Consider the following 20,957-nt stretch of genomic DNA (forward strand, 5'->3'; position numbering starts at 1 on the left):
ACACTACGTGATTTCTTCCTGATTGATTAACAGGCTTTCAATATTTTTCGCTGACAGCGAGCGATAAAAAAACCACCCCTGAATTAAGCAATCTGCATCAATTTCTCTGGCAATCGCTAATTGCTCAGCATCTTCAACGCCTTCAAAAACAATATCTTTCCCCATATCTTTAATGAGCGAGCAGATTGCATGCAATATTTTTTCTTTATTCTTGTTATCCAAGCTTTTCATTAACGAACCGTCAAGCTTAACTTCATCAAATCTGAAGCCGGTGAGCCATGCTAAGTTCGAATTTGCCACGCCAAAATCATCAATCGCCAGTTTGATGTTCATTTTTGCCACACGCTCGGCAAAAAGCTGGATGTCCTTTTGCGATAGCTGGCAGCGCTCTGATATTTCCAACTTTATCTGAGCAGGTTCAACACCGTGAAAAGCACACACCTCAAGCAATCGGTTCATGAAAGCCGGATCGCTAATCTCATAGTCGGTTATATTTATAGACAGCGTCAACTTCCTGTTGCCATTAAGAACAGCAGCCATCTCTCTCACTGAGGTTTTTATTACAAAATCAGATATTTTTGAGTAAAACCCGATTTTTTCTGAAGTTTTTATAAAGATCTCAGGAGAAACAGAGCCATGTATGCCATCACGCCATCTGACTAGCGCCTCAAGACCGGCTACTTTCCCATCAATAGCGTTCACCATCGGTTGATATTCAAGAAAAATATCCCCTCTCTTGATGGACGTCTTCAAACGAGACTTCAGCGACTGTCTTTTATCGACAATATTTAAACAGAAGAAAGTCAGGAAGCCACCCAGCGTTAATACGACCACCATAACAAAAGACAGGAGACCCGGTGTGAGCGACAGCAACCCGCTGCGCGCATTTTGCGCCATCACGCAAAACAGCCATTGAGGACTACAAAGGCTGGTGTTGGCGGTAAATATTTTACTCAATAACGGATTACCCGAAGCAACATACTCCTTCGAATTCGATTCAAAATACTTTTGCGATTTATCCGCTGATGTCATAACGAAATACCCATCAGTTACTGTATTCAATATACTTTCATAGGTTCCCCGCGCAACAAAAACCGCAGCATGGCCTTGATAGAGCCCGATATTGTTATACAGCGTCTTACTATTATTCCTCACTTCAATTAATGCTAGCTTATTATTTTCCTTATCATTTTTCACAGTAATATGTAGAGGGGGATTCACTTCCCCCCAAAAGGCGCTGCAATAAATACGATTTTCTTTCAAAGAAGCAACATCTTCAATATTGAGATGACGCCACCTTATCATTCTTAATTTTTCAATATAGTTTGGCGAACAAATATCATCATCAATAGCGTTAATGTCACCCAACGCAGACAGTGCTTGTTCTGCTAACATTTCAGTCTGAAAACGTAATTTTTCAGAGCGCAATATTAATTTACTTTCCTGATAATTAACTAATAATTCATTTAATGAAAACAAAAAAGAAAATGAGATAAAAACCATCATAGAAATGGTTGTTGTTATCTTTTTAAACCCTGAAAAACGCATCGCAGTCCAATGTCAGTTAATACTCAAAAGAGCATTTAAATCCAGGCCAGCGATAGTAACCAGATGAAATTTTCGTGTCCAGTTCTTTCAAAAACACGCAGTTAAAATTAGCACATTTTTATAATTCACTTCGGTTAATAAATCAGCTTCGCTTTATTAAACAATATCGATTAAAAAACCATGAGAGTAACCATTTGATTACATAAAGAAATAACCAGTCATACATTAATGTATTCCATATACATTATTACCGATAATTATTACACCACCACAGTCCACTGGCATGCACGCGCCCAAAAGCACGTGCAACGAGATGACAGGAATTATTTCGCCTCTCTTTTCTTCGCACGCACCTTACGCTGGTACGCTTTATTGCTGGCGACATACGTCAGGTAGGCCGCACGCGTCATCCCACCAATATGTTGGGCAAAGGCATCGTAAGTGGTATCGGGCGGCAACTCGAACTCGGCCAACACCTGTTCCCATGCTTCACGGTGCTCCGGATTGAGTAGCGTTTTATCGTAGTGAGGGAAACCGCTATCGGCAAAGGATTCGGCCGACACGCTGCTATAGGCGCCATTGTTCATGTAGCTGCGTCCGGCCCTGAAAACTGTATCCTGGCTAGCTTTATTGATCGAACAAGGCCCCCATGACAGGCGATAGTCGCTTTTCTGTACACTGATACTGGGGCCATAGCCCACCGGAAACAGAATGTCCTCTTCCGCCAGCATTTTTGATCCCACATACGCATAGTTACCGCGCAGAAAAGCGTCATCCATAACGATCCAGCATTTTTCAGACAAAGGCGATGCCACAATCTCCGACAAGGCGGGATTACGCTCAGTCGTGCGGAAAAGATAAGGCCGGACAAACAGCGGCATCGTCATCACATCATTCCAGATGCTGTGTTCAGCAAACAGTTCATCCTTTTGCATCTGACGCAGGTTGCCAATAACCAAAACATAACCATCGGTATGCAAGTCTATCTCGACCCGAAAGATGTCGCCTGGAACCGTTTTATGCTGCTGGTTTTTCATACTCATCAGCCGTTCCAGTTTGTGTGCATAATCAACCGGCAATCGTTCACGATAAGATCGCAGCCAGTCGACAATCTCTTCTTTGCTGGTCAAATGGCGGCATTCCGGCAGCGGTAGTCGGATAGAATTTCGATAATTGCTGGCGTTGATATAGCCGTAGTTTCCCGAGTTCAGCGTTCTGACGCCCGCAGAAAACACAATGCCATCGGCCATCACGCTGGAAACGCTGGTATAAGTCAGTTTCTTTTCTTTACCGCGTGCGGTTCTCGGCAAAATAACGTCACGGCCGCGCGTGTGAATAATGACGTCTTCTTCCTGATAATTTAGCGCGGTGGCGGTAATACGCTTGCGGATCGTGTCGCCATCAAAACAGATAAAATAGCCATCACGTACGGTTACAATCTCCCATGCAGACGATAACGGCTCCAGCCCAAAATAAGGGCGTAAGGCTTCCTGCATCCAGCTGTTTATCTGGTCAATCGGTTTCATCTTCAGCGCGGTTCCCAGTGGAATAATCGGTAATGGTGGCGTGGCCGTTCTCGATAAACGACGAGAATCCGGTGCAATATCGCCTAAAAAAGCCTGCTCCGCAGCTTATCTAATTTGGGCAAGTAAACAAATACTTAACACCCATTTACGCTTCACTTCTCGTTTATGATCTATCATCAGGCTATGCTATCAGCAGTAAGATGGGGATGACGTAGATACCATGCATAAGATTGTTTTTATAGAAGATGATACCGAGGTGGGAAAATTGATCGCGGCCTACCTCGGCAAGCATGACATTGATGTTCAGGTTGAAGCACGAGGCGATCAGGCATTGGCCTTTATTGAACAGCAGCAGCCCGACCTTGTGCTGTTAGACATCATGCTGCCCGGTAAAGACGGTATGACCATCTGTCGGGAATTGCGGCCACAGTACACCGGCCCGATTGTGCTGCTGACGTCGCTGGACAGCGATATGAATCATATTCTGGCGCTGGAAATGGGCGCCGATGATTACATCCTGAAAACCACACCGCCCGCCGTGCTGCTCGCTCGCTTGCGCCTGCATTTACGCCAGTATGCCGCCGCACCACAGGTTGTGGCGGAAAACACCGTACCTGCCGCATTGCAGGTGCACAAATCCCTGCACTTCGGCCTGCTCTGCATCGATCCGGTCAATCGCGAAGTGACATTAGGACAAGAGCACATCGTATTATCCACCGCGGATTTCGACCTGCTCTGGCAACTGGCGACCCACGCTGGACACATCATGGATCGGGATGCGCTGCTGAAAAATCTGCGCGGCGTCACTTACGATGGCATGGATCGCAGTATTGACGTTGCGATTTCCCGCCTGCGTAAAAAACTGTACGACAACCCACTGGAGCCGTTCCGCATCAAAACGGTGCGTAACAAGGGTTATCTGTTCGCCCCCAATACCTGGGAGAGCGTCACGCTATGAGAAAGCTGTTCGTCCAGTTTTTTCTATTGCTGTTCGCCTGCTTTGTCGTCATGACGCTACTGGTCGGGCTGGTCTATAAGGTCACGGCCGAACGCGCAGGCCGCCAGTCTATGGATGACCTGATGAAAAGCTCGCTCTATCTCATTCGTAATGAGCTGCGTGCGATTCCGCCCCGCGACTGGCATAAAACGATCAACCAGTTGGATTTGAACCTGTCGTTCAAACTGCACATCGAACCGGTGAGCAAATATGCGCTGAGCCCCAAGAACCGCCAGCGTCTGAATCAAGGGGAAATTATCGCACTGGATGACGAATATACGTTTATCCAACGCATCCCTCGCAGCCACTACGTTCTTGCCGTCGGCCCTATTCCCTATCTGTTCTTCCTGCACGAAATGCGGCTGCTGGATTTACTGCTGGTGATGCTGATTGGGCTGTCGCTGGCGCTGCCGGTGTTCCTCTGGATGCGGCCACACTGGCAAGCCATGCTAAAACTGGAGAATGCCGCACAGCGCCTGGGCGATGGTCATCTCGAAGAGCGTATTCACTTCGATAGCACCTCAAGCCTGTTCCGGCTTGGCATTGCCTTCAACCGCATGGCCGATAACCTGAACCAGCTCATCAACAGTAAAAAACAGCTGATTGATAATATTGCACACGAGCTGCGTACGCCGCTGGTCAGGCTGCGTTATCGCCTGGCGATGAGCGACAACCTGACGGAAGACGAGCAGCAGGCGTTAAACCGGGATATTGGTCAGCTTGAAGCGCTAATTGACGAGCTGCTGACCTATGCCAGACTCGACCGTCCGCAGGTGACGTTGCACCTTGCCAATATCGATATTCCTTCGTGGTTACAGGCAAAAGTTGACGATTTTCGTCTGATCCACCCTGACAAACATATTTCGCTGGATATGCCACACTCAGCGCAAATTGGCGCCCTCGACCTGCGCCTGATGGAACGGGTTCTGAATAATCTGATCGGTAACGGGTTACGCTTCTGTCATAGCCGATTGCACATCAGCCTGACATCCGACACCGAGCACATCGCTTGTCTGCAAGTCGAAGATGACGGCCCCGGTATTGCGCCCGAAAGTCGGGAAAGCGTGTTTGAGCCGTTTATCCGTCTGGAAGCGGGTATCGAGAACAGCAGCGGCGGGTGTGGGCTCGGGCTGGCCATTGTTCATGCTATCGCCCGCGCCTACGAAGGCAGCATTACCGTGGATGAAAGCCCGCTCGGCGGCGCTCGTTTCCGCTTTTGCTGGCAGGTAAAAACCACGACAGCGCAGACGGTCATCACCAGTCAGCACTAGCACAGAGACGGCGGTAACCCCGCCGTTTTTCTCCTGTTACCCTCGTTTTCCCAGCTTGTACATTAGGTTACACGCCGAAACCAATCACTCACTGAAGCCGCGCTCTGTTTCTCCTATTCTCTCTTCACCGGCCCAACCGAGGGCTACGAAACGTGAATGAGATAACGAGGAAATGATGATGAATAAAGTATTAGTTATGATCGCAGGTGCGGCACTGGGTCTGTCCTCTGTAGCGTTTGCCGCGGACACGGTTACCACCGCCCCAGCTCAGCCGACGGCGACAACATCTGCTCCGGCTAAAGCCGTTCCCCATAAAAAACACGTGAAGAAAGTGAAAACTGCTGAGCAAAAAGCGCAGGCTACCAAGAAACATGTGAAGAAAACGAAAAACGTTCCTGCTCAGAAAGCGCAGGCTACCAAGAAACACGTGAAGAAAACGAAACACGTTCCTGCTCAGAAAGCGCAGGCTGCCAAGAAACATGTGAAGAAAACGAAGCACGTTCCTGCTCAGAAAGCACAAGCAGCCAAAAAACACGTGAAGAAAGCGAAAACGGCAAAACCCGCTACCACCACGCCAGCAGCGTAATCGGTAAACACCCGCTCCTTCCCCACTGGGAAGGAGCCACTTTAGGTCAGTCCCGATTTGAAGCACATCGCTAAAGGCTGACCACAATAGAACAACCATCAAACACCCGGTTTACCGGGTGTTTATTTCATCGGGGGACGGGAAAATGATGCGCCGTTATTCATTTGAAATTATGTTCTCCCTCGTTCTACTTTGTGGCCTTATCACCCTGAGTTTTTTTCTCTAGTCCATAATACTTCGGCATTACGCAGTGATGAATCAAGATCACCAGATAAAAGAACGCTAAAACCAATAATGCGCGATATGAGATTTGATCGCCGGACGGCGTTAAAAAATAAACCAGAATATTTCAAATAGTTACAAATCAAGCTAAACAAAGATTCCAGAATAATAAAGTTTTATCATTCAGCGCCGTTTATATCATTACACTCCGGGCAATACCGAGAACGTCATAATGAAAAAACTCCTGCAAATATCTGCAATATTGCTTAGCACTCTGGCTGCCACATCGTATACCTTCGCGTCACCTTCTCCATCAGCCGGTGTCATTCGCTTTTCCGGTGCCATCGTCGAGCCCGTTTGTGATGTTACGACACAGTCAAGCAATGTGGCCGTCAGTTGCGAACGGCAAGGAAGAGTACAAACGCTACACATGAAAAACAGCTCACACTATGCAGCCTTACCACAGAACATCGGTTCCGTGAGCGCAAAAACCTTGAGTGCAAATGTACGTATCGTGACCGTTAGCTACGAATAAGGCTGATGGCGCGGCGAGATGTCGTTTAGTGATGCGAGAACGCTACGCCATGTAAGACTGTGGTGTAGCGTTTAATATATGGGGACAGCCGCAGAACGATTTTTCCGCAAATACTCTCACCCCGTAATAACCATTTTGACGATCGATAATACCCAGTATCCTACCGTGCCGTGATGTCATACCACGCCTTTTACACTCAATAACATTTTAATTTTCAGTCCCTCACCAACAAATACATCTATAGTTAATCCAACGCGCTATATTTAGCGCCTCAAGATGGCTTTTATCATAAGGTTTATTCACTACATGCGCATATCAGCCTGGTTGTTATGTTCATTATCATTTATTGCCCCGCTAAGTTGGGCTGAATCCTCACCAACAGATACCGACGCCCAGAAGCAGCAGCAAATTTTATTTTTCAACCACGACGATCGGGATGTGGTTCCTGATACAGCTGTCTGGCCGTGGCAGGCTATCGGGCAGTTGGAAACCGCCAGCGGTAACCTCTGTACGGCGACGCTGATTTCCCCTCATCTGGCGCTGACGGCCGGGCATTGCGTGGTCACGCCACCAAAAGGCGAGATCGATAAACCTGTCGCGCTGCGTTTTCTGGCGACAGAAAATGGCTGGCGTTATGAAACAACGGAGATTGAAGCGCTGGCGAATAAAACGCTCGCCAAAAAATTGAAAGCCGACGGCGAAGGATGGATCGTTCCGCCTTCAGCCGCACCGTTGGATTATGCCCTGATTCGGCTAAAGCAAACGCCGCCGGGAATTCGCCCGCTCCCGCTTTGGCAAGGCAGCCGCCAGGAATTGATGCAGGCGTTGAAGGATAACGGCCAGCGCGTCACGCAGGCCGGTTACCCGGAAGATCATCAGGAGACGCTGTACCGTCATCAAAACTGTGCGATCACCGGCTGGGTTCATACCGCCGTGATGGCACACCAGTGCGATACACTGCCCGGCGATAGCGGTTCCCCTCTGATGCTGAATTCAGCGGCAGGTTGGGTGCTCATGGGCATTCAAAGTTCTGCGCCCGATGCCAGTGAACGCGCACGGGCCGATAATCGTGCCGTTTCCGTTACCGCGATTCGTCAGCAGTTAGAAGCATTGGCAAAACAACGCTAACCCCTCACGCGATGCACCACCGCCAGACAGAAACCGTTATTTCGGGGTCGTCTGGCGTCAGCGACTTCCCTTCAACGTCATGATATAAAAAAATATCTGTTCTATTCTTGTCAGAGATATAGGTTAATCATCCATATTGTTACTGTAACAATGGCGTCGCCATTATCAGGATGTTATTTTTAACTTATGGAACATGCCATTTTTTATAATTAGATTCCCATTTATTCGCAGAGCATTTTCTCAGCCAAACCGTTTATCTCCGCCCGCAAGTGATGGGAAAATATCATAAATTTCTATCGTACGTTGAAAACCAAAAACATGATTTAAGGCCAAAAAGCGCCGAAATCTTAACGGAAAGATAAAGGTGGTATAATAAGTTACCTCAATTTTTAGCCTCTATGTTATTGTGTCGCCGTTAAATTAAATTGATGTCGTCGCGATTATTATTGCGAAAAGGAAGAGTCTACATGTTAAAACATTTGAGCCATGACGAAAAAATACGCATGCAGACTCTCGACGAACTACAAAAAACCGATATATCTCAAGACGATATTCTTCACAAACTCACGAAATTGGCCTGCCAGCTGCTTGAAACCCCAACGGCACTTGTGACGCTAACCGGCACCAAATCTCTGCACGTTAAAGCAAAAACCCATTTCCCATTCGATGATATGGAGAAAATCGGTTCATTCGACCATTTTACCGTACAAACGGGTCAATCCTTTATCTGTCCCGATGCCATGCATGACGAGCGTTTTAACGATAGTCCTTACGTAACTGGCAAGCCGTTTATCCGCTTTTATGCTGGCGTTCCGCTGAAAACCAAAGAAGGCTATTCCATCGGGACGTTTTGCATTATTGATTATGTTCCGCGCACTTTCAGTAAAATCCAACTGCGGCTACTGCACGATTTAGCCGCCATTGCGATGGTGTTAATGGAATACCGCAACGCGATTGGGCTGATTGATGCCGTGACTCTGTTGCCCAACCGCCAGCGCCTGGTTGACGACATCAGCCACATTACCGACATCCACGAGCGCTACCTGCTGATTCTGATTGATACCATCGACATCTCTTACGCCTATGAAATGGGATGTGCGCTGGGGATGCCCACCGTAGAAGGTCTGCTGAAAGATATCGGCATCTTCCTGCGTCTCAGTTTGAGTTCGCCAGATAATATTTACAGCGTCGCTGTAGGTCGTTTCGCCCTGCTGGTGAAGGCGGAAAATAAAGAACAGGTTCTGGCGGAGCTCGACGCCTGTGCCGAACGGATTCATGAAAGCATCACCAGCCATATACCACTCAAGCTGGAGTTTTTCGTTGGCTATACCGAATTCCAGATTCCGGCAAACGATCCTCAGCGAATTCTGCGTGAGTCAATGAGCGCGCTGCGCGCTGCTATCACCAAGAATATTCGCCAGTTCGCCTACAACCGCGAGGCCGATAAAGCACAGCAAATCGCCTTTACCTTGCTCAATGAACTGGCCGATGTATTACAGAACAACAAACCGGGTCTCTATCTGGTTTATCAGCCGAAATTAAGCATCAAGACGAATACCGTCATCGGCGCCGAAGCGCTGATTCGCTGGCGTCATCCCGATTTGGGCGAGATTTACCCTGACCAGTTTATTCCACTCGCGGAAGGCACCACGCTGATGCGCCCGTTAACGGACTGGGTTACCCGGGAAGCGGCATGCCAGGTGAAACAGTGGCGTCAGCAGGGGCTACACTTCCCGGTGTCGATTAACGTTTCTGCCAGAAACTTCTCCGAGAATGACTTTATCCCGCGCCTCATCACCATTCTGGAGAACCACGGTCTTACCCCTCAGGACATTGACATCGAATGTGTCGAGACGCAGAAAATCATCGAAAGCACTGAAACGCTCGCCACCATTCAAACGCTGCAACAGCTCGGATTCACTATTGCGCTTGATGATTTTGGCACGGGATATAGCAACCTAAGCTATCTGCGCAATATCCCCTCTACGGTGATAAAGCTGGATAAATCGCTGATTAAAGATATAAAAACGGACCATAAAAGCCGCGTCATTGTGGAATCGATTATCAGCATGCTGCACAAACTGAATTATGTTGTGCTGGCGGAAGGCGTGGAAAACAAAGAAACACTCGACTATCTGGCCTGCTTTGGATGTGATGAAGTGCAGGGCTACTATTTTTCCCGGCCCATTCCTCCAGCGGCATTCACCACATGGTTAACGACGCGCTCGTCACAAGCCTCGACATAACATCCCCGTCGGCGGGCTATTCAACAAACGGTAGGAGAACGCGCATGACGCTTCTTACGTCGCAGGATGAGCTCGCTATCAGAAATGCCATGGCGCGACTGGAAGCCCCCTCTTTTGCCATACAGGCGGCGAATCTGGTTGGAAAACCGATTGAATGGAGCCTATCGAAATTACCCGCCATGGTGAAAAACAAAATACAGGATGTGGTTCACTCGGCGCTGTACAAAGCGGTAGACGCCGCGCTCTATACGCTGGACGATGCACCCGCTCGCGTGGCATCGCCCAAGACACATAAGCTGGCCGTCGCCGCGTCCGGTGCGGTCAGCGGCTTTTTTGGTGCAGCCGGTCTACTGGTCGAACTGCCTATCAGCACGACGATCATGATGCGTTCCGTGGCGGACATCGCCCGCAGCGAAGGTTTCTCCCTCGCCGATCTTTCCGTCAAAGCCGCCTGTGTGGAGGTTTTCGCACTCGGTGGGACGCAAGAAAGCGATGACGCGGCCGATTCGGCCTATTACACCTCACGCGCCGTTCTGGCTGATATCACCAAGCATGCCAGCCGCGAATTAATCGGCATTGCTGGCAAAAAAAGCGCAGGGAAAGCCTCTGCAAGAATGAGCACCTCACAGGCAGGAAAAACGCTGGCAAAGCTGATTGATGCCGTCGCCACCAGACTCGGTGTGACCATGACAGAGAAAATGGCCGCGCAGATTGTTCCGGTAATTGGTGCCGCTAGCGGCGCTGCCATTAATACGCTGTTTATTCACCACTACCAAAACATGGCGAAAGGCCATTTCATCATAAAACGTCTGGAACAGACCTATGGTGAAGAGGCGATCAGGTCGGCTTACCTTGAGCTCAAAAACAGCCATCGCCGACCTGATGTGATAACAAAAAGTTAGCCTTCAACCTGCTCCATCGCCTGCAATACGCGCTTATCGGAAATAGGGAATGGCGTCCCTAATTGCTGGGCAAAGTAGCTGACGCGCAGCTCTTCAAGCATCCAGCGTACCGCTTTCACGTCGTCATCGTCACGTCGCTCCGCTGGCAACTTGTTCCACCACTGCTGCCACGTCTGTTGAACCTGCTCCACCTTCAACATCTGTGCCCGATCGCGGTGGACATCCTGTGCCAGCTTCTCTAGACGTCGTTCTATCGCTTGCAGATAGCGCAGCACGTCCGGCAGGCGCTGCCAGCCGTTTTCGGTCACAAAGCCACGGAACACCAGACCGTTCATCTGACTCTTGATATCGCTTAACGCCAGCGCCATCGCCATGTCTACGCGCCCTTTCAGACGTTTATTAATGGTGAAAACGGTCGTCAGGATTTGCTCAACCTGTTTGGCGATATCCACTACCGTATCGTTCAGCTCCGCACGCACTTTTTCATGCAACTGCTGGAAAGCGTCTTCCTGCCAGACCGGACCGCCAGCTGATTCAATCAGCTTATCCACCGCACAGGCGATACAGTCATCAATGAGATCCAACACTTTGCCATACGGGTTGAAATAGAGGCCGAGTTTCGCCTTGTTCGGTAGCTTGTCATGCAGATATTTGATCGGTGACGGAATATTCAACAGTAACAGGCGGCGAAGCCCCTGCCGCATCACCTGTTGTTGCTGGTGTGGCGTATCGAACAGACGAATCGCCACGCTATCCTTTTCATCCACCAACGCCGGATAGGCTTTAACCGAGTAGCCGCCGCGTTTCTGCTCATAGCAGTCCGGCAGTGAACCAAAGCTCCAGACGTGTAGACCGCGCTGCTCCAGCCCGTCATCCGCCACGGAGGACAGCGTTTGCTGCACTTTATCTTTGAGCTGATCTTTCAGCGCGTTCAGGTCTTTGCCTTCCCGCTGCGTCCGATTTTTCTCATCGATGACGCGGAACGTGATTTTCAGATGATCGGGCACCTGATCCCACTGCCATGCCTCGCGCGGTACCGTCACACCCGTCATCAACCGTAGCTCACGCTCCAGCGCATCCAATAGCCCTTTATCTAATGGCGTGGTACGCGCCAGAAACGCCTCAGCGTAATTTGGCGCGGGGACAAAGTTACGACGTAACGGTTTGGGCAAGGATTTAATCAGCGCGATCGTCAGTTCGCGGCGCACACCGGGGATCTGCCACTCGAAGCCCTCTTCACGCACCTGATTGAGGATGGGCAGCGGAATATGCACCGTCACGCCATCCGCATCCGCACCCGGCTCAAACTGATAGGACAGCCGTAATTTCAAGCTGCCCTGATGCCAGAAATTCGGATAATCCAGCGCGCTTACCTTCTCCGCGCCGTCTTTAATCAACATGCTCTTTTCAAAATTAAGCAGGTCGGCATTATCCCGGCTGGCGACTTTCCACCACTTGTCAAAGTGGCGCGACGAGATGACATCGTGCGGCAAGCGCTGATCGTAGAAAGCAAACAGCGTCTCGTCATCCACCAGAATGTCGCGGCGACGCGATTTGTGCTCTAAATCTTCTACTTCCGCCAACAGCTTGAGGTTAGCGCGGAAAAAGGCGTGATGCGTTTGCCAGTCGCCTTCCACCAGCGCATGGCGGATAAACATCTCACGCGCCAGCGTTGGATCGATTTGGCTGTAGTTCACCTTGCGCGCCGCCACAATCGGCAGCCCGAAAAGCGTCACCTTCTCCTGCGCCATCACCGTGCCCTGCGCTTTTTCCCAGTGAGGTTCGCTGTAGCTCCGCTTAATCAGATGCTGGGCTAGCGGTTCGATCCACTCGGGTTCAATACGCGCGGCAATACGTCCCCACAAGCGGCTGGTTTCCACCAGTTCCGCCACCATCGTCCACTTAGGCGGCTTTTTGAATAGCCCAGAGCCAGGGAAAATCGCAAACCGGGCGTTACGCGCGCCGCTGAATTCCTGTTTTTCAATATCTTTCTGCCCGATATGCGACAACAGCCCAGTGAGCAGCGAGCAGTGAATACTCAGGTAATCGGCTGGTTCACTGTTGACTGGTAGCCCCAGCTCTTTCACCACCTGACGCAATTGCGTGTAAATATCTTGCCATTCGCGCACGCGCAGGTAGTTAAGGAAATCGGTGCGGCACTGACGGCGGAACTGACTGGAAGACAGCGTTTTCTGCTGCTCACGCAAGTAGTCCCACAGATTGACGAAAGCCAGAAAATCGGAGTCTTTATCGGCAAAACGACGGTGTTTCTCATCCGATGCCTGCTTCTTATCCAGCGGCCTTTCGCGCGGATCCTGAATCGATAGCGCAGCGGTGATGATCATCACTTCACGCACACAGCCGGTTTTACGCGCTTCCAGCACCATTCGCGCCAAGCGTGGATCGATCGGCAATTGCGCTAACTGCTGCCCCTGCGGCGTCAGGCGATAATGCCCATTTTCCGCCAGATTAATCGCGCCTAATTCCTCCAGCAACCGCACGCCGTCCTGAATATTGCGCTTATCCGGCGCTTCAACAAACGGGAACGCAGCAATATCGCCGAGCCCCAGCGACGTCATTTGCAGAATAACGGAAGCCAGATTGGTACGCAGAATTTCGGGATCGGTAAATTCGGGCCGCGACAGGAAATCCTGCTCGGAATAGAGTCGGATGCATACCCCGGCGGCCACACGGCCACAGCGCCCTTTACGCTGATTCGCCGACGCCTGTGAGATGGGCTCAATTGGCAGGCGCTGGACTTTGGTACGGAAGCTGTAGCGGCTGATACGCGCGGTGCCGGGATCGATCACATAGCGGATCCCCGGCACGGTTAGCGAGGTTTCCGCTACGTTGGTCGCCAGCACAATGCGGCGGCCATGATGTGATTGAAAGACGCGGTTCTGTTCCTGATTCGACAGGCGGGCGTACAGCGGGAGGATTTCGGTATGCGGCAAGTCCAGACGGGTCAACGCCTCTGCCGTATCGCGAATTTCACGTTCGCCGCTCATGAAGACCAGAATATCCCCCGGCCCTTCGCGCGTCAGCTCGTCTACCGCATCAAAAATCGCCTGTAACTGATCGCGTTCGCTGTCATCGGCATCTTCCACCACAGGACGATAGCGCACATCCACCGGATACGTCCGCCCGGACACTTCGATGATCGGTGCGTTATTAAAGTGGCGAGAGAAACGCTGCGGATCGATAGTAGCAGATGTAATAATCACTTTTAAATCAGGGCGTTTTGGCAACAGCTGACGCAAATAGCCCATAATGAAATCGATATTCAGGCTGCGCTCGTGCGCTTCATCGATAATCAACGTGTCGTACTGCATCAACAGGCGATCCTGCTGAATTTCCGCCAGTAAAATGCCGTCGGTCATCAGTTTGACCAACGTATTGTCACTCACCTGATCGTTAAAACGAACTTTATAGCCGACGCTGCCGCCCAGCGGTGTTTCCAGTTCGGCGGCAATACGATCGGCGACGGTTCTGGCCGCCAGACGACGCGGCTGCGTATGGCCAATCAGGCCGTGCACGCCACGACCCAATTCGAGGCAGATCTTCGGCAACTGCGTGGTCTTCCCCGACCCCGTTTCACCCGCGACGATAATCACCTGATGGTGACGCAGCGCTTCCAGTATCTCGTCTTTTTTCTGGCTAACAGGAAGCTGTTCAGGGTAGCGAATCGCCGGACGGCTTGCCCGCCGGTTCTCGACCTTCTGGCGCGCAGCGACAATTTCCCCCTCAATTTCCTGCGCGATCGCAGCCTGAGCCTGCGGGCTGCTGACCTTCTCTGCGCCCTGCAAACGACGGCGCAGACGTTGCCGATCGCGAAGCATTAACTCACTTAACTGCGTAGATAATGCACTGAGAGGTGATTTCACGTTGCTCTTCCTTAATTATTTCTCTAATTCTTTTCTCTGCCGGGACAATGCTCGTCCCGAATCTGGCTCGATTGAGCCTAACCTGATTTCAAAACACGGCATGTTTAAACGATGAAAATGGTTAAGCCGTGGGGATTTTTAAGACGTGGATAGTAGCACATTGTCATAGGCGGCTCTAATCGCCCCGCGCGGTCTTATCCAAACGTCGTCTTATTCAAGAAAATCGAATAAAGACCTCGAATATTTGCACTTTTCACTTTCCAAAGCACCGCATAAGATGTGACACATCAAAGGGCGTTATGTTGTCGCCCACTTCAATCACTAAAGGAATTGGCAATGAGCAAAGTATTGGTTCTGAAATCAAGCATTCTGGCAGGTTATTCTCAGTCAAACCAACTGGCCGACCACTTCACCACCGAGTGGCAGTCTGCACATCCAAACGACAGCATCACCGTACGCGACCTGGCCGCTCAACCGATTCCGGTTCTTGATGGCGAGTTAGTCGGCGCACTGCGTCCTTCCGATGCTGCACTGACCCCACGTCAGCAAGAAGCCCTGAAACTGTCCGACGATCTGATCGCCGAGCTGCAGGCGCATGACATTATCGTGATCGCCGCACCAATGTATAACTTCAACATTCCTACCCAGTTGAAGAACTACTTCGACCTGGTTGCCCGTGCTGGCGTCACGTTCCGCTACACCGAGCAAGGCCCGGAAGGTCTGGTGAAAGGTAAACGCGCCATCGTCTTAACCAGCCGTGGCGGTATCCATAAAGGCACACCAACCGATCTGCTGGAACCGTACCTGCGTGTCTTCCTGGGCTTCCTCGGCCTGACCGACCTTGAATTCGTGTTCGCTGAAGGCTACGGCTACGGCCCAGATGTGGCACAGAAAGCGACCGAAGCAGCGAAAACCCAGCTGTCTCAACTGGTCACAGCATAACGACTCGTTATTCATCGCGAATCATTGTTACCGACCTTGCCATTATATTGCTTTAATTGGCTTAATTATTGCGCGCCCTCCGGCGCGCTTTTCTTTATCTCATCACCGGCCGCATTGTCCGATTTTTCGAGCAGTTTCGTCGCTTCTTTGTCCGCCTTGATGTGAATTTCATGCTCGATCTTCACGTTCATATTGATGGTAATGGGCTCTTTAGGCGCAGCCACCTCGATACGCGGCACGCATCCCGTCAGGAAAACGACCGTGCAACATGCCGCCAGCAATATCTCGCTCTTGTTCATTGTTCTGCCTTGAATTTATTCATTTGCCTGCTGTTCCAGCGTATCCCGCAAGTTATCGCCAAAACGTAAGCTGCGCCATAGCTGGAAGATATTCTCCTGATGGCGATAGTTAAGAATAACCTGTCGATTCGCACTGAGCTGCGGATTTTTCCCCTGCACCTGCGAGGTCAATGCCAGTTCACCCTGATTATTCAGATCAAGCGTGGCATAGGAACGTCCTATCTCGAGATAGCGCAGCCAGCCAATCGCCGCACCGCCCGCCAGATTTTTACTCGCGAGCTCATCAGCCAGTTGGTTATCCAGCCGCAGCGTCAGGAAGCCATCATTGGTAATTCGCCCACCTTCAATCAACATGGTCGGATGATTAAAATTCAACGGAAGCGTGCCGCTCACGCGCCCGGACAGGGCAAATTGCTTTTGCTTCAACACCGTCAGCAGTTCGCTGAGATCCACGCTTTTAACGGTAAACAACGCGGGTTCCCGCTGTGGCCAGCGCAGCGTCGACAGCCCGATATGCCCATCCAATACGTCCATATCCGCCTGCGACATAATCAGCGGTCGTCGTTCGCTGTACGGGTAAAACCCCTGGAGATCGACGCGGATATTGCTCATGCGAAACAGGTTATCCAGTACGTCAATTCGCAACGTAACGGGCTGTCTGACGCCCAGTTGCCAGCGCTGATCTTTCAAGCGGTAAGGCAGGACAAAGTTTACGCCGCTGACTTCACCATCCTGTAGCCACAGGCCGCCATTTTTCACAACCCAATGTCCGCCCGCGCTGACCCCTTCTTTACGTGCAGCGGAAAATGCCGCCTGTGCGTAAAACTGCCCGGCGCGAATGTTCATTTTCAACTGTGGGGAAAGCAGAGGCTGAAACACTTTAAGCGGCTGTGTCGGCCACCATGCACCACCGCGCAGTCGCTCGCCATCCCAGCGCCCGCGCAGCCTCACCGGGCCAATATCTTCGGCCTGTAGCTGCCCCTGTAGCTGGAAATCATCTGGGCTACGCCCCTGCATCGCCAGCGTTAACCACGACGGCGGCAGATAGCCACCGTTGCTGAAATGCGTCCGCTCTGAGGCCAGTTGCAGCGCCCCTTGAAAATATTCGCCCGAACGGGCGCGCTGCCAACGGATCGGCTCCGTAATCGTCAGCCGAGGCTGGTGCACCGTCACAATGCCATAACCCAGTTGATCCAGGCCACTCGACAGCTGACTGACTTCAATCAGGGTGTCCTGCCACTGGCCTCGCCCGGCCACGTCCCACTGACCTTTCAGCGGCGGCAGGTGACCATTGCCCCAATAACGCCATTGCCACTGCCCTTGATCCGGCCAGAAATCCTGCGCCTGACCATCAAGGTGCAGGTTAACGCGCCCCCAATATTCCTCCCGCGCCTTTACAATCGCCTGTAGTCGCCCATTCACGCCAGTCGCACTGACCCGAACGCCCGCCAGCGGCCAGCGAGCCTCTTCCAGATAAACCTGCGGCGCAGGCGTTCCCCAGGCACGCAGCAGCGCCCCCGGTAAAAGAGCAAGCTCAGGATTGAGAATCGAGCCCTGCAACACCCCCGGTAGCGTCGCCGTCAGGGAGAGCGCCGGTAAATTAGCCTGCCCGGTAAGCTGAAAGCGCAATTCGCTGTTGAGCAGACCAATATTGCCCGGCCCCAGCACCAGCACGGCGTTCGCCTTGCCGTTATGTCCTTGCGTCAACATGTTCAAACGCGCATTAATCGTGGTGGCATCCAGCCCTTGCCGCCAATGCTGTAAGGTCATGGCGACGTGCCCAGAGAGCGGCTGATCGGCATAAGGCCAGCGCCAGATGCCGTTAGTCACCTGGATAACCTCATCCGTCAGTTGCCACGGCAGCGATATCAGCGGCGTGTCATCATGCGCCGCATTCAGCACCAATTCACCTTGCTGATTATGCCAGTCCAGCAGGAGCGAAAGCGGATCCGGCGTCTGCCCTGAGTCCAGTTTTCCGGTCAGCCGTCCCTGTGTCGGAGCCGCATCCAGCGTATCGGCCAGCGTCATCTCACCGCTAACCTGTAAGCGTACGAATCCCGCGGGCGTGGCGAGCATACTTTCATGCAAGGTCAGCTGTGCCTCATTCAGCTCTGCCCTCACCACCAACTGATCGCCCTGATAATCCAGCTTTTGTCGCCGTTTACCGTCACTACTGAGTCGCACCTGCCCGGCATAATCCTGCCAGGGCAGCAGCGTAAACGCTTTTATCTGAATATCGGCAGCAGGCAATCGCTGTTGCCACTGCGCCAGCTGTGCTGGGGACTCGGAACGGCTACTTGCTGGCACATGTTGCAGGCAGTCGCTGTTTAATGTCACGGCATCCATATCGACATGCCAGCGCCAGCGATGCCAACGCAGCGTCATATTCCGTACGTCAACGAGCGTGCATTCCCCGACCATAATGCTGACCCCCGCGCTATGTAGCCCACCGTCCTGCCAGCCAGGTGTCCCACTCACAGACAAAGACATCTCCGCCGGTAGCCAGATTGTGGCGATACGCGGCAGCCACTGCGGCAGTGTTCGCCAAGAAAGAAACAGCAGTGCGGTAAGCAGAAAAACAGCTGGAAGTGCATGTTTTTTAATCATTAGCGAGAGTTAAGCATCCTGTTCAATTGCGGTAAAAATCCGTCCTGTATGCCCTTGTCGATTATTCATTCACAAATCGCTCTTTTTGTTAACAAACAATCCTATCCAACTCACATTTACCACCATTGTGCGTACATGCTCATTACCCTTTCGTGGTAAAATGTTTAATTGAGGTTATATTTTGTAATGAATCGCGTTACCTCATCATGAACAAAGCGTTTCCGGGTGAATATCAGGATTATCTCCTTCTGCCCGACTCGCCTTAAAAAAACAATGAGCAACCTGAACCATTACCGCTATCCGCTGATTCATCTTCGTGGGTATACCTCAGCTAAATCAGTATTCGGACACAGCATATCAAGGACTGCTTCATGCGTAATAACACCCCTGTCACCGATCGCCAGCTCCCTCTTTCTGAAAAAACCAGATTGATGTCGGTCACCACGCCAGAAAGCCATATTACCTACGCAAACAAAGATTTTATTGACGTCAGCGGTTATAGCACCGATGAGTTAATGGGGCAGCCCCATAATCTTATCCGACACCCGGATATGCCACCAGCCGCCTTCGCGGATATGTGGAAAACGCTGCGGGCGGGCAATATCTGGACGGGGATTGTGAAAAACCGCTGTAAAAATGGCGACCATTACTGGGTAAAATCCAGCACCACGCCATTGAGAAAAGGTGGGGAGATTTCCGGGTACATGTCAGTGCGCACTGCCGCATCGCCCGAAGAAATCCGTCAGGCTGAAGCACTCTACGCCAGTGCAAACGAAGGGAAACAGAAATACCGTACCTTCCATCACGGCCTGCTCATTTATACCGGCCCATTGCGTATTCTGAGCCTGTTTAAAACCATGCCGCTGCGCTGGCGCATCCGCAGCTATTTTCTGCTCTTTAGCCTGATCCCATTGATCGCCGCCTATTCCCTGCTGGCGGGAACGGCATTGGCTTCCGTCCTCTTTCCGCTGCTCATCGCCTGCTGTTTTGTCAGTGGCGAGCTTCTGGTGCACCATGTCGCCCGCCCCATCGAGCAAATCCTGTCTCAGGCCATGCGTTCCGCGGCCGGACAAGCAGATAACCTGACGCAGCTTAATCGCGTGGATGAAATTGGCATGCTAATGCGGGCAGTAAACCAGTCCGGTATGAATTTCCGCACCTTCGTGGATGATGTGAACACCAATCTGAGCGAGCTGAAAAACGCCTGTAATGAAATCGCGCAAGGCAACCATACGTTGGCGCAGTGCTGCGAGGAAACGGAAGAAAGCCTGCAACAAACGGCCGCTTCCGTGGAACAGCTTACCGCAACGATAAAAAGCAATGCGGAAGCCTCACTTCAGGCTTCGATATATACGCAGGATGTGAATCAGGCGGTGAACTCTGGCGAGCAGGCCGTCAGCCAGGTCTCTGATACAATGGAGACGATCACGCGTTCCAGCGAACGCATTACCGATATCGTCAGCGTGATGGATAATCTCGCGTTCCAGACCAATATTCTGGCCGTGAACGCCGCCGTTGAAGCCGCACATGCCGGCGAACAGGGTAAAAGCTTTGCCGTGGTCGCCAGTGAGGTTCGCTCGTTGGCACAACGCAGCGCTTCCTCTTCCAGCGATATTTCAACCATTATTGATGAAACGTTGAATAGTATCCGTACCGGTGAGCAGCAGGTTTCGCATACACACAAATCCATGAGCAATATTCTGCTTCAGGTTCAGCACGTCACCAACTTGATGAATGAGATCAGCCTCGCAACGCAGGAACAGTCTCTGGGGCTGGAACAAATCAATGAAGCGGTGAACCGCATCGATGAGCTCACGCACCAGAATACCGCACTGGCCAGTCAGTCACATTCGGCTACCGATCATCTGCAACAGCAAATATCGAGCATGGTACAGGCGGCATCCGTCTTCAGTCTTTCCCGCTAATCTCATTCTCACGGGCGTTCATATCAGGGCGCCCGTCGCCACCTCTTCTCACCATTTACCCGCTCTCCAGCGTGCGTTAGCCGCAGTGCAAATTCCCAGACTCATAATATACTTAACAAGTGAATGCTTTTGGTCATCGGCACATGCGTTTGTCACGATTTGGGGGAGATAACTACTTTCCCGAAGAAAAAATAACGGGCGATATTAGTGACAATATATAAGTCTACCCGCTAATTATTTCGCCAATATTGCCGTTAATTAAATAGCATCAACCGCCTTTCCGTTCGCTAATAGATCTAAAAACATCATATGTATGCTTGCTTATACTAAAAGGATCAA

The 20,957-nt window shown here is 51.2% G+C and carries 13 protein-coding genes; 8 read left to right on the forward strand and 5 right to left on the reverse strand.

Annotation, left to right across the window (positions count from 1 at the left end; translation table 11 throughout):
- Positions 1-3: 3 nt before the first annotated feature.
- Positions 4-1,548, reverse strand: coding sequence for an EAL domain-containing protein (locus WCT94_RS05895; protein WP_336868507.1), 1,545 nt, complete (start codon positions 1,546-1,548; stop codon positions 4-6).
- Between the two features lie 323 nt (positions 1,549-1,871).
- Positions 1,872-3,074 (reverse strand): immunity 26/phosphotriesterase HocA family protein, encoded by a 1,203-nt coding sequence (locus WCT94_RS05900; protein ID WP_336868508.1) that lies wholly within the window; start codon positions 3,072-3,074, stop codon positions 1,872-1,874.
- Positions 3,075-3,294: 220 nt separating this feature from the next.
- Between WCT94_RS05900 and rstA the strand changes: the two genes are divergently transcribed.
- The 6 genes from rstA to WCT94_RS05930 all read left to right on the forward strand — a co-directional run bounded on the left by rstA (position 3,295) and on the right by WCT94_RS05930 (position 10,961).
- Positions 3,295-4,032 carry a two-component system response regulator RstA gene (gene rstA / locus WCT94_RS05905; protein WP_336868509.1) on the forward strand — a complete coding sequence of 246 codons (738 nt, stop codon included), beginning with the start codon at positions 3,295-3,297 and terminating at the stop codon, positions 4,030-4,032.
- Positions 4,029-5,342, forward strand: coding sequence for a two-component system sensor histidine kinase RstB (rstB, locus tag WCT94_RS05910; protein ID WP_336868510.1), 1,314 nt, complete (start codon positions 4,029-4,031; stop codon positions 5,340-5,342). Before rstA ends, rstB begins: the two co-directional genes overlap by 4 nt.
- Positions 5,343-5,520: 178 nt before the next feature.
- Entirely contained in the window at positions 5,521-5,928 is a 408-nt protein-coding gene (gene asr / locus WCT94_RS05915) for an acid resistance repetitive basic protein Asr (RefSeq protein ID WP_336868511.1), read from the forward strand.
- A 1,063-nt stretch (positions 5,929-6,991) separates the two neighbouring features.
- Entirely contained in the window at positions 6,992-7,813 is an 822-nt protein-coding gene (locus WCT94_RS05920; protein ID WP_336868512.1) for a trypsin-like serine peptidase, read from the forward strand.
- 467 nt (positions 7,814-8,280) lie between these two features.
- A complete protein-coding gene (locus tag WCT94_RS05925; protein ID WP_336868513.1) occupies positions 8,281-10,059 on the forward strand; it encodes a sensor domain-containing phosphodiesterase in 1,779 nt (592 codons plus the stop codon).
- Between the two features lie 44 nt (positions 10,060-10,103).
- On the forward strand, positions 10,104-10,961 hold the full coding sequence (locus WCT94_RS05930; protein ID WP_336868515.1) for an EcsC family protein: 858 nt from the start codon (positions 10,104-10,106) through the stop codon (positions 10,959-10,961).
- On the opposite strand, the gene hrpA is transcribed toward WCT94_RS05930, so the two are convergent.
- The gene (hrpA, locus tag WCT94_RS05935) at positions 10,958-14,845 is read right to left on the reverse strand and encodes an ATP-dependent RNA helicase HrpA (protein ID WP_336868517.1); all 3,888 of its coding nucleotides are present in this window, start codon (positions 14,843-14,845) and stop codon (positions 10,958-10,960) included. The genes WCT94_RS05930 and hrpA overlap by 4 nt on opposite strands.
- Positions 14,846-15,181: 336 nt before the next feature.
- Here hrpA and WCT94_RS05940 point away from each other — a divergent pair, with 336 nt between their 5' ends.
- Complete coding sequence (locus WCT94_RS05940) at positions 15,182-15,787, forward strand: FMN-dependent NADH-azoreductase (protein WP_336868519.1); 606 nt, start codon at positions 15,182-15,184, stop codon at positions 15,785-15,787.
- Positions 15,788-15,852: 65 nt separating this feature from the next.
- Here WCT94_RS05940 and WCT94_RS05945 read toward each other — a convergent pair whose 3' ends face one another.
- Both WCT94_RS05945 and WCT94_RS05950 read right to left on the reverse strand, forming a co-directional pair.
- On the reverse strand, positions 15,853-16,086 hold the full coding sequence (locus WCT94_RS05945; RefSeq protein ID WP_336868520.1) for a YnbE family lipoprotein: 234 nt from the start codon (positions 16,084-16,086) through the stop codon (positions 15,853-15,855).
- Positions 16,087-16,101: 15 nt separating this feature from the next.
- The gene (locus WCT94_RS05950; RefSeq protein ID WP_336868522.1) at positions 16,102-18,693 is read right to left on the reverse strand and encodes a YdbH family protein; all 2,592 of its coding nucleotides are present in this window, start codon (positions 18,691-18,693) and stop codon (positions 16,102-16,104) included.
- A gap of 371 nt (positions 18,694-19,064) precedes the next feature.
- On the opposite strand from WCT94_RS05950, the gene WCT94_RS05955 reads away from it, so the two are divergent.
- A complete protein-coding gene (locus tag WCT94_RS05955; protein WP_336868523.1) occupies positions 19,065-20,618 on the forward strand; it encodes a methyl-accepting chemotaxis protein in 1,554 nt (517 codons plus the stop codon).
- Positions 20,619-20,957 lie beyond the last annotated feature (339 nt).

Origin of the sequence: Pectobacterium sp. 1950-15 (assembly GCF_037136835.1) — a bacterium.
GTDB lineage: Bacteria > Pseudomonadota > Gammaproteobacteria > Enterobacterales > Enterobacteriaceae > Pectobacterium.

Excerpts from the sequence above, each read along its gene's own strand:
- WCT94_RS05940 (WP_336868519.1), top strand. The coding sequence starts at position 15,182 with ATGAGCAAAGTATTGGTTCTGAAATCAAGCATTCTGGCAGGTTATTCT.
- rstB (WP_336868510.1), top strand. The coding sequence starts at position 4,029 with ATGAGAAAGCTGTTCGTCCAGTTTTTTCTATTGCTGTTCGCCTGCTTT.
- WCT94_RS05925 (WP_336868513.1), top strand. The coding sequence starts at position 8,281 with ATGTTAAAACATTTGAGCCATGACGAAAAAATACGCATGCAGACTCTC.
- WCT94_RS05920 (WP_336868512.1), top strand. The coding sequence starts at position 6,992 with ATGCGCATATCAGCCTGGTTGTTATGTTCATTATCATTTATTGCCCCG.
- WCT94_RS05930 (WP_336868515.1), top strand. The coding sequence starts at position 10,104 with ATGACGCTTCTTACGTCGCAGGATGAGCTCGCTATCAGAAATGCCATG.
- asr (WP_336868511.1), top strand. The coding sequence starts at position 5,521 with ATGAATAAAGTATTAGTTATGATCGCAGGTGCGGCACTGGGTCTGTCC.
- WCT94_RS05900 (WP_336868508.1), bottom strand. The coding sequence starts at position 3,074 with ATGAAACCGATTGACCAGATAAACAGCTGGATGCAGGAAGCCTTACGC.
- WCT94_RS05955 (WP_336868523.1), top strand. The coding sequence starts at position 19,065 with ATGCGTAATAACACCCCTGTCACCGATCGCCAGCTCCCTCTTTCTGAA.
- WCT94_RS05945 (WP_336868520.1), bottom strand. The coding sequence starts at position 16,086 with ATGAACAAGAGCGAGATATTGCTGGCGGCATGTTGCACGGTCGTTTTC.
- WCT94_RS05950 (WP_336868522.1), bottom strand. The coding sequence starts at position 18,693 with ATGATTAAAAAACATGCACTTCCAGCTGTTTTTCTGCTTACCGCACTG.
- WCT94_RS05895 (WP_336868507.1), bottom strand. The coding sequence starts at position 1,548 with ATGCGTTTTTCAGGGTTTAAAAAGATAACAACAACCATTTCTATGATG.
- rstA (WP_336868509.1), top strand. The coding sequence starts at position 3,295 with ATGCATAAGATTGTTTTTATAGAAGATGATACCGAGGTGGGAAAATTG.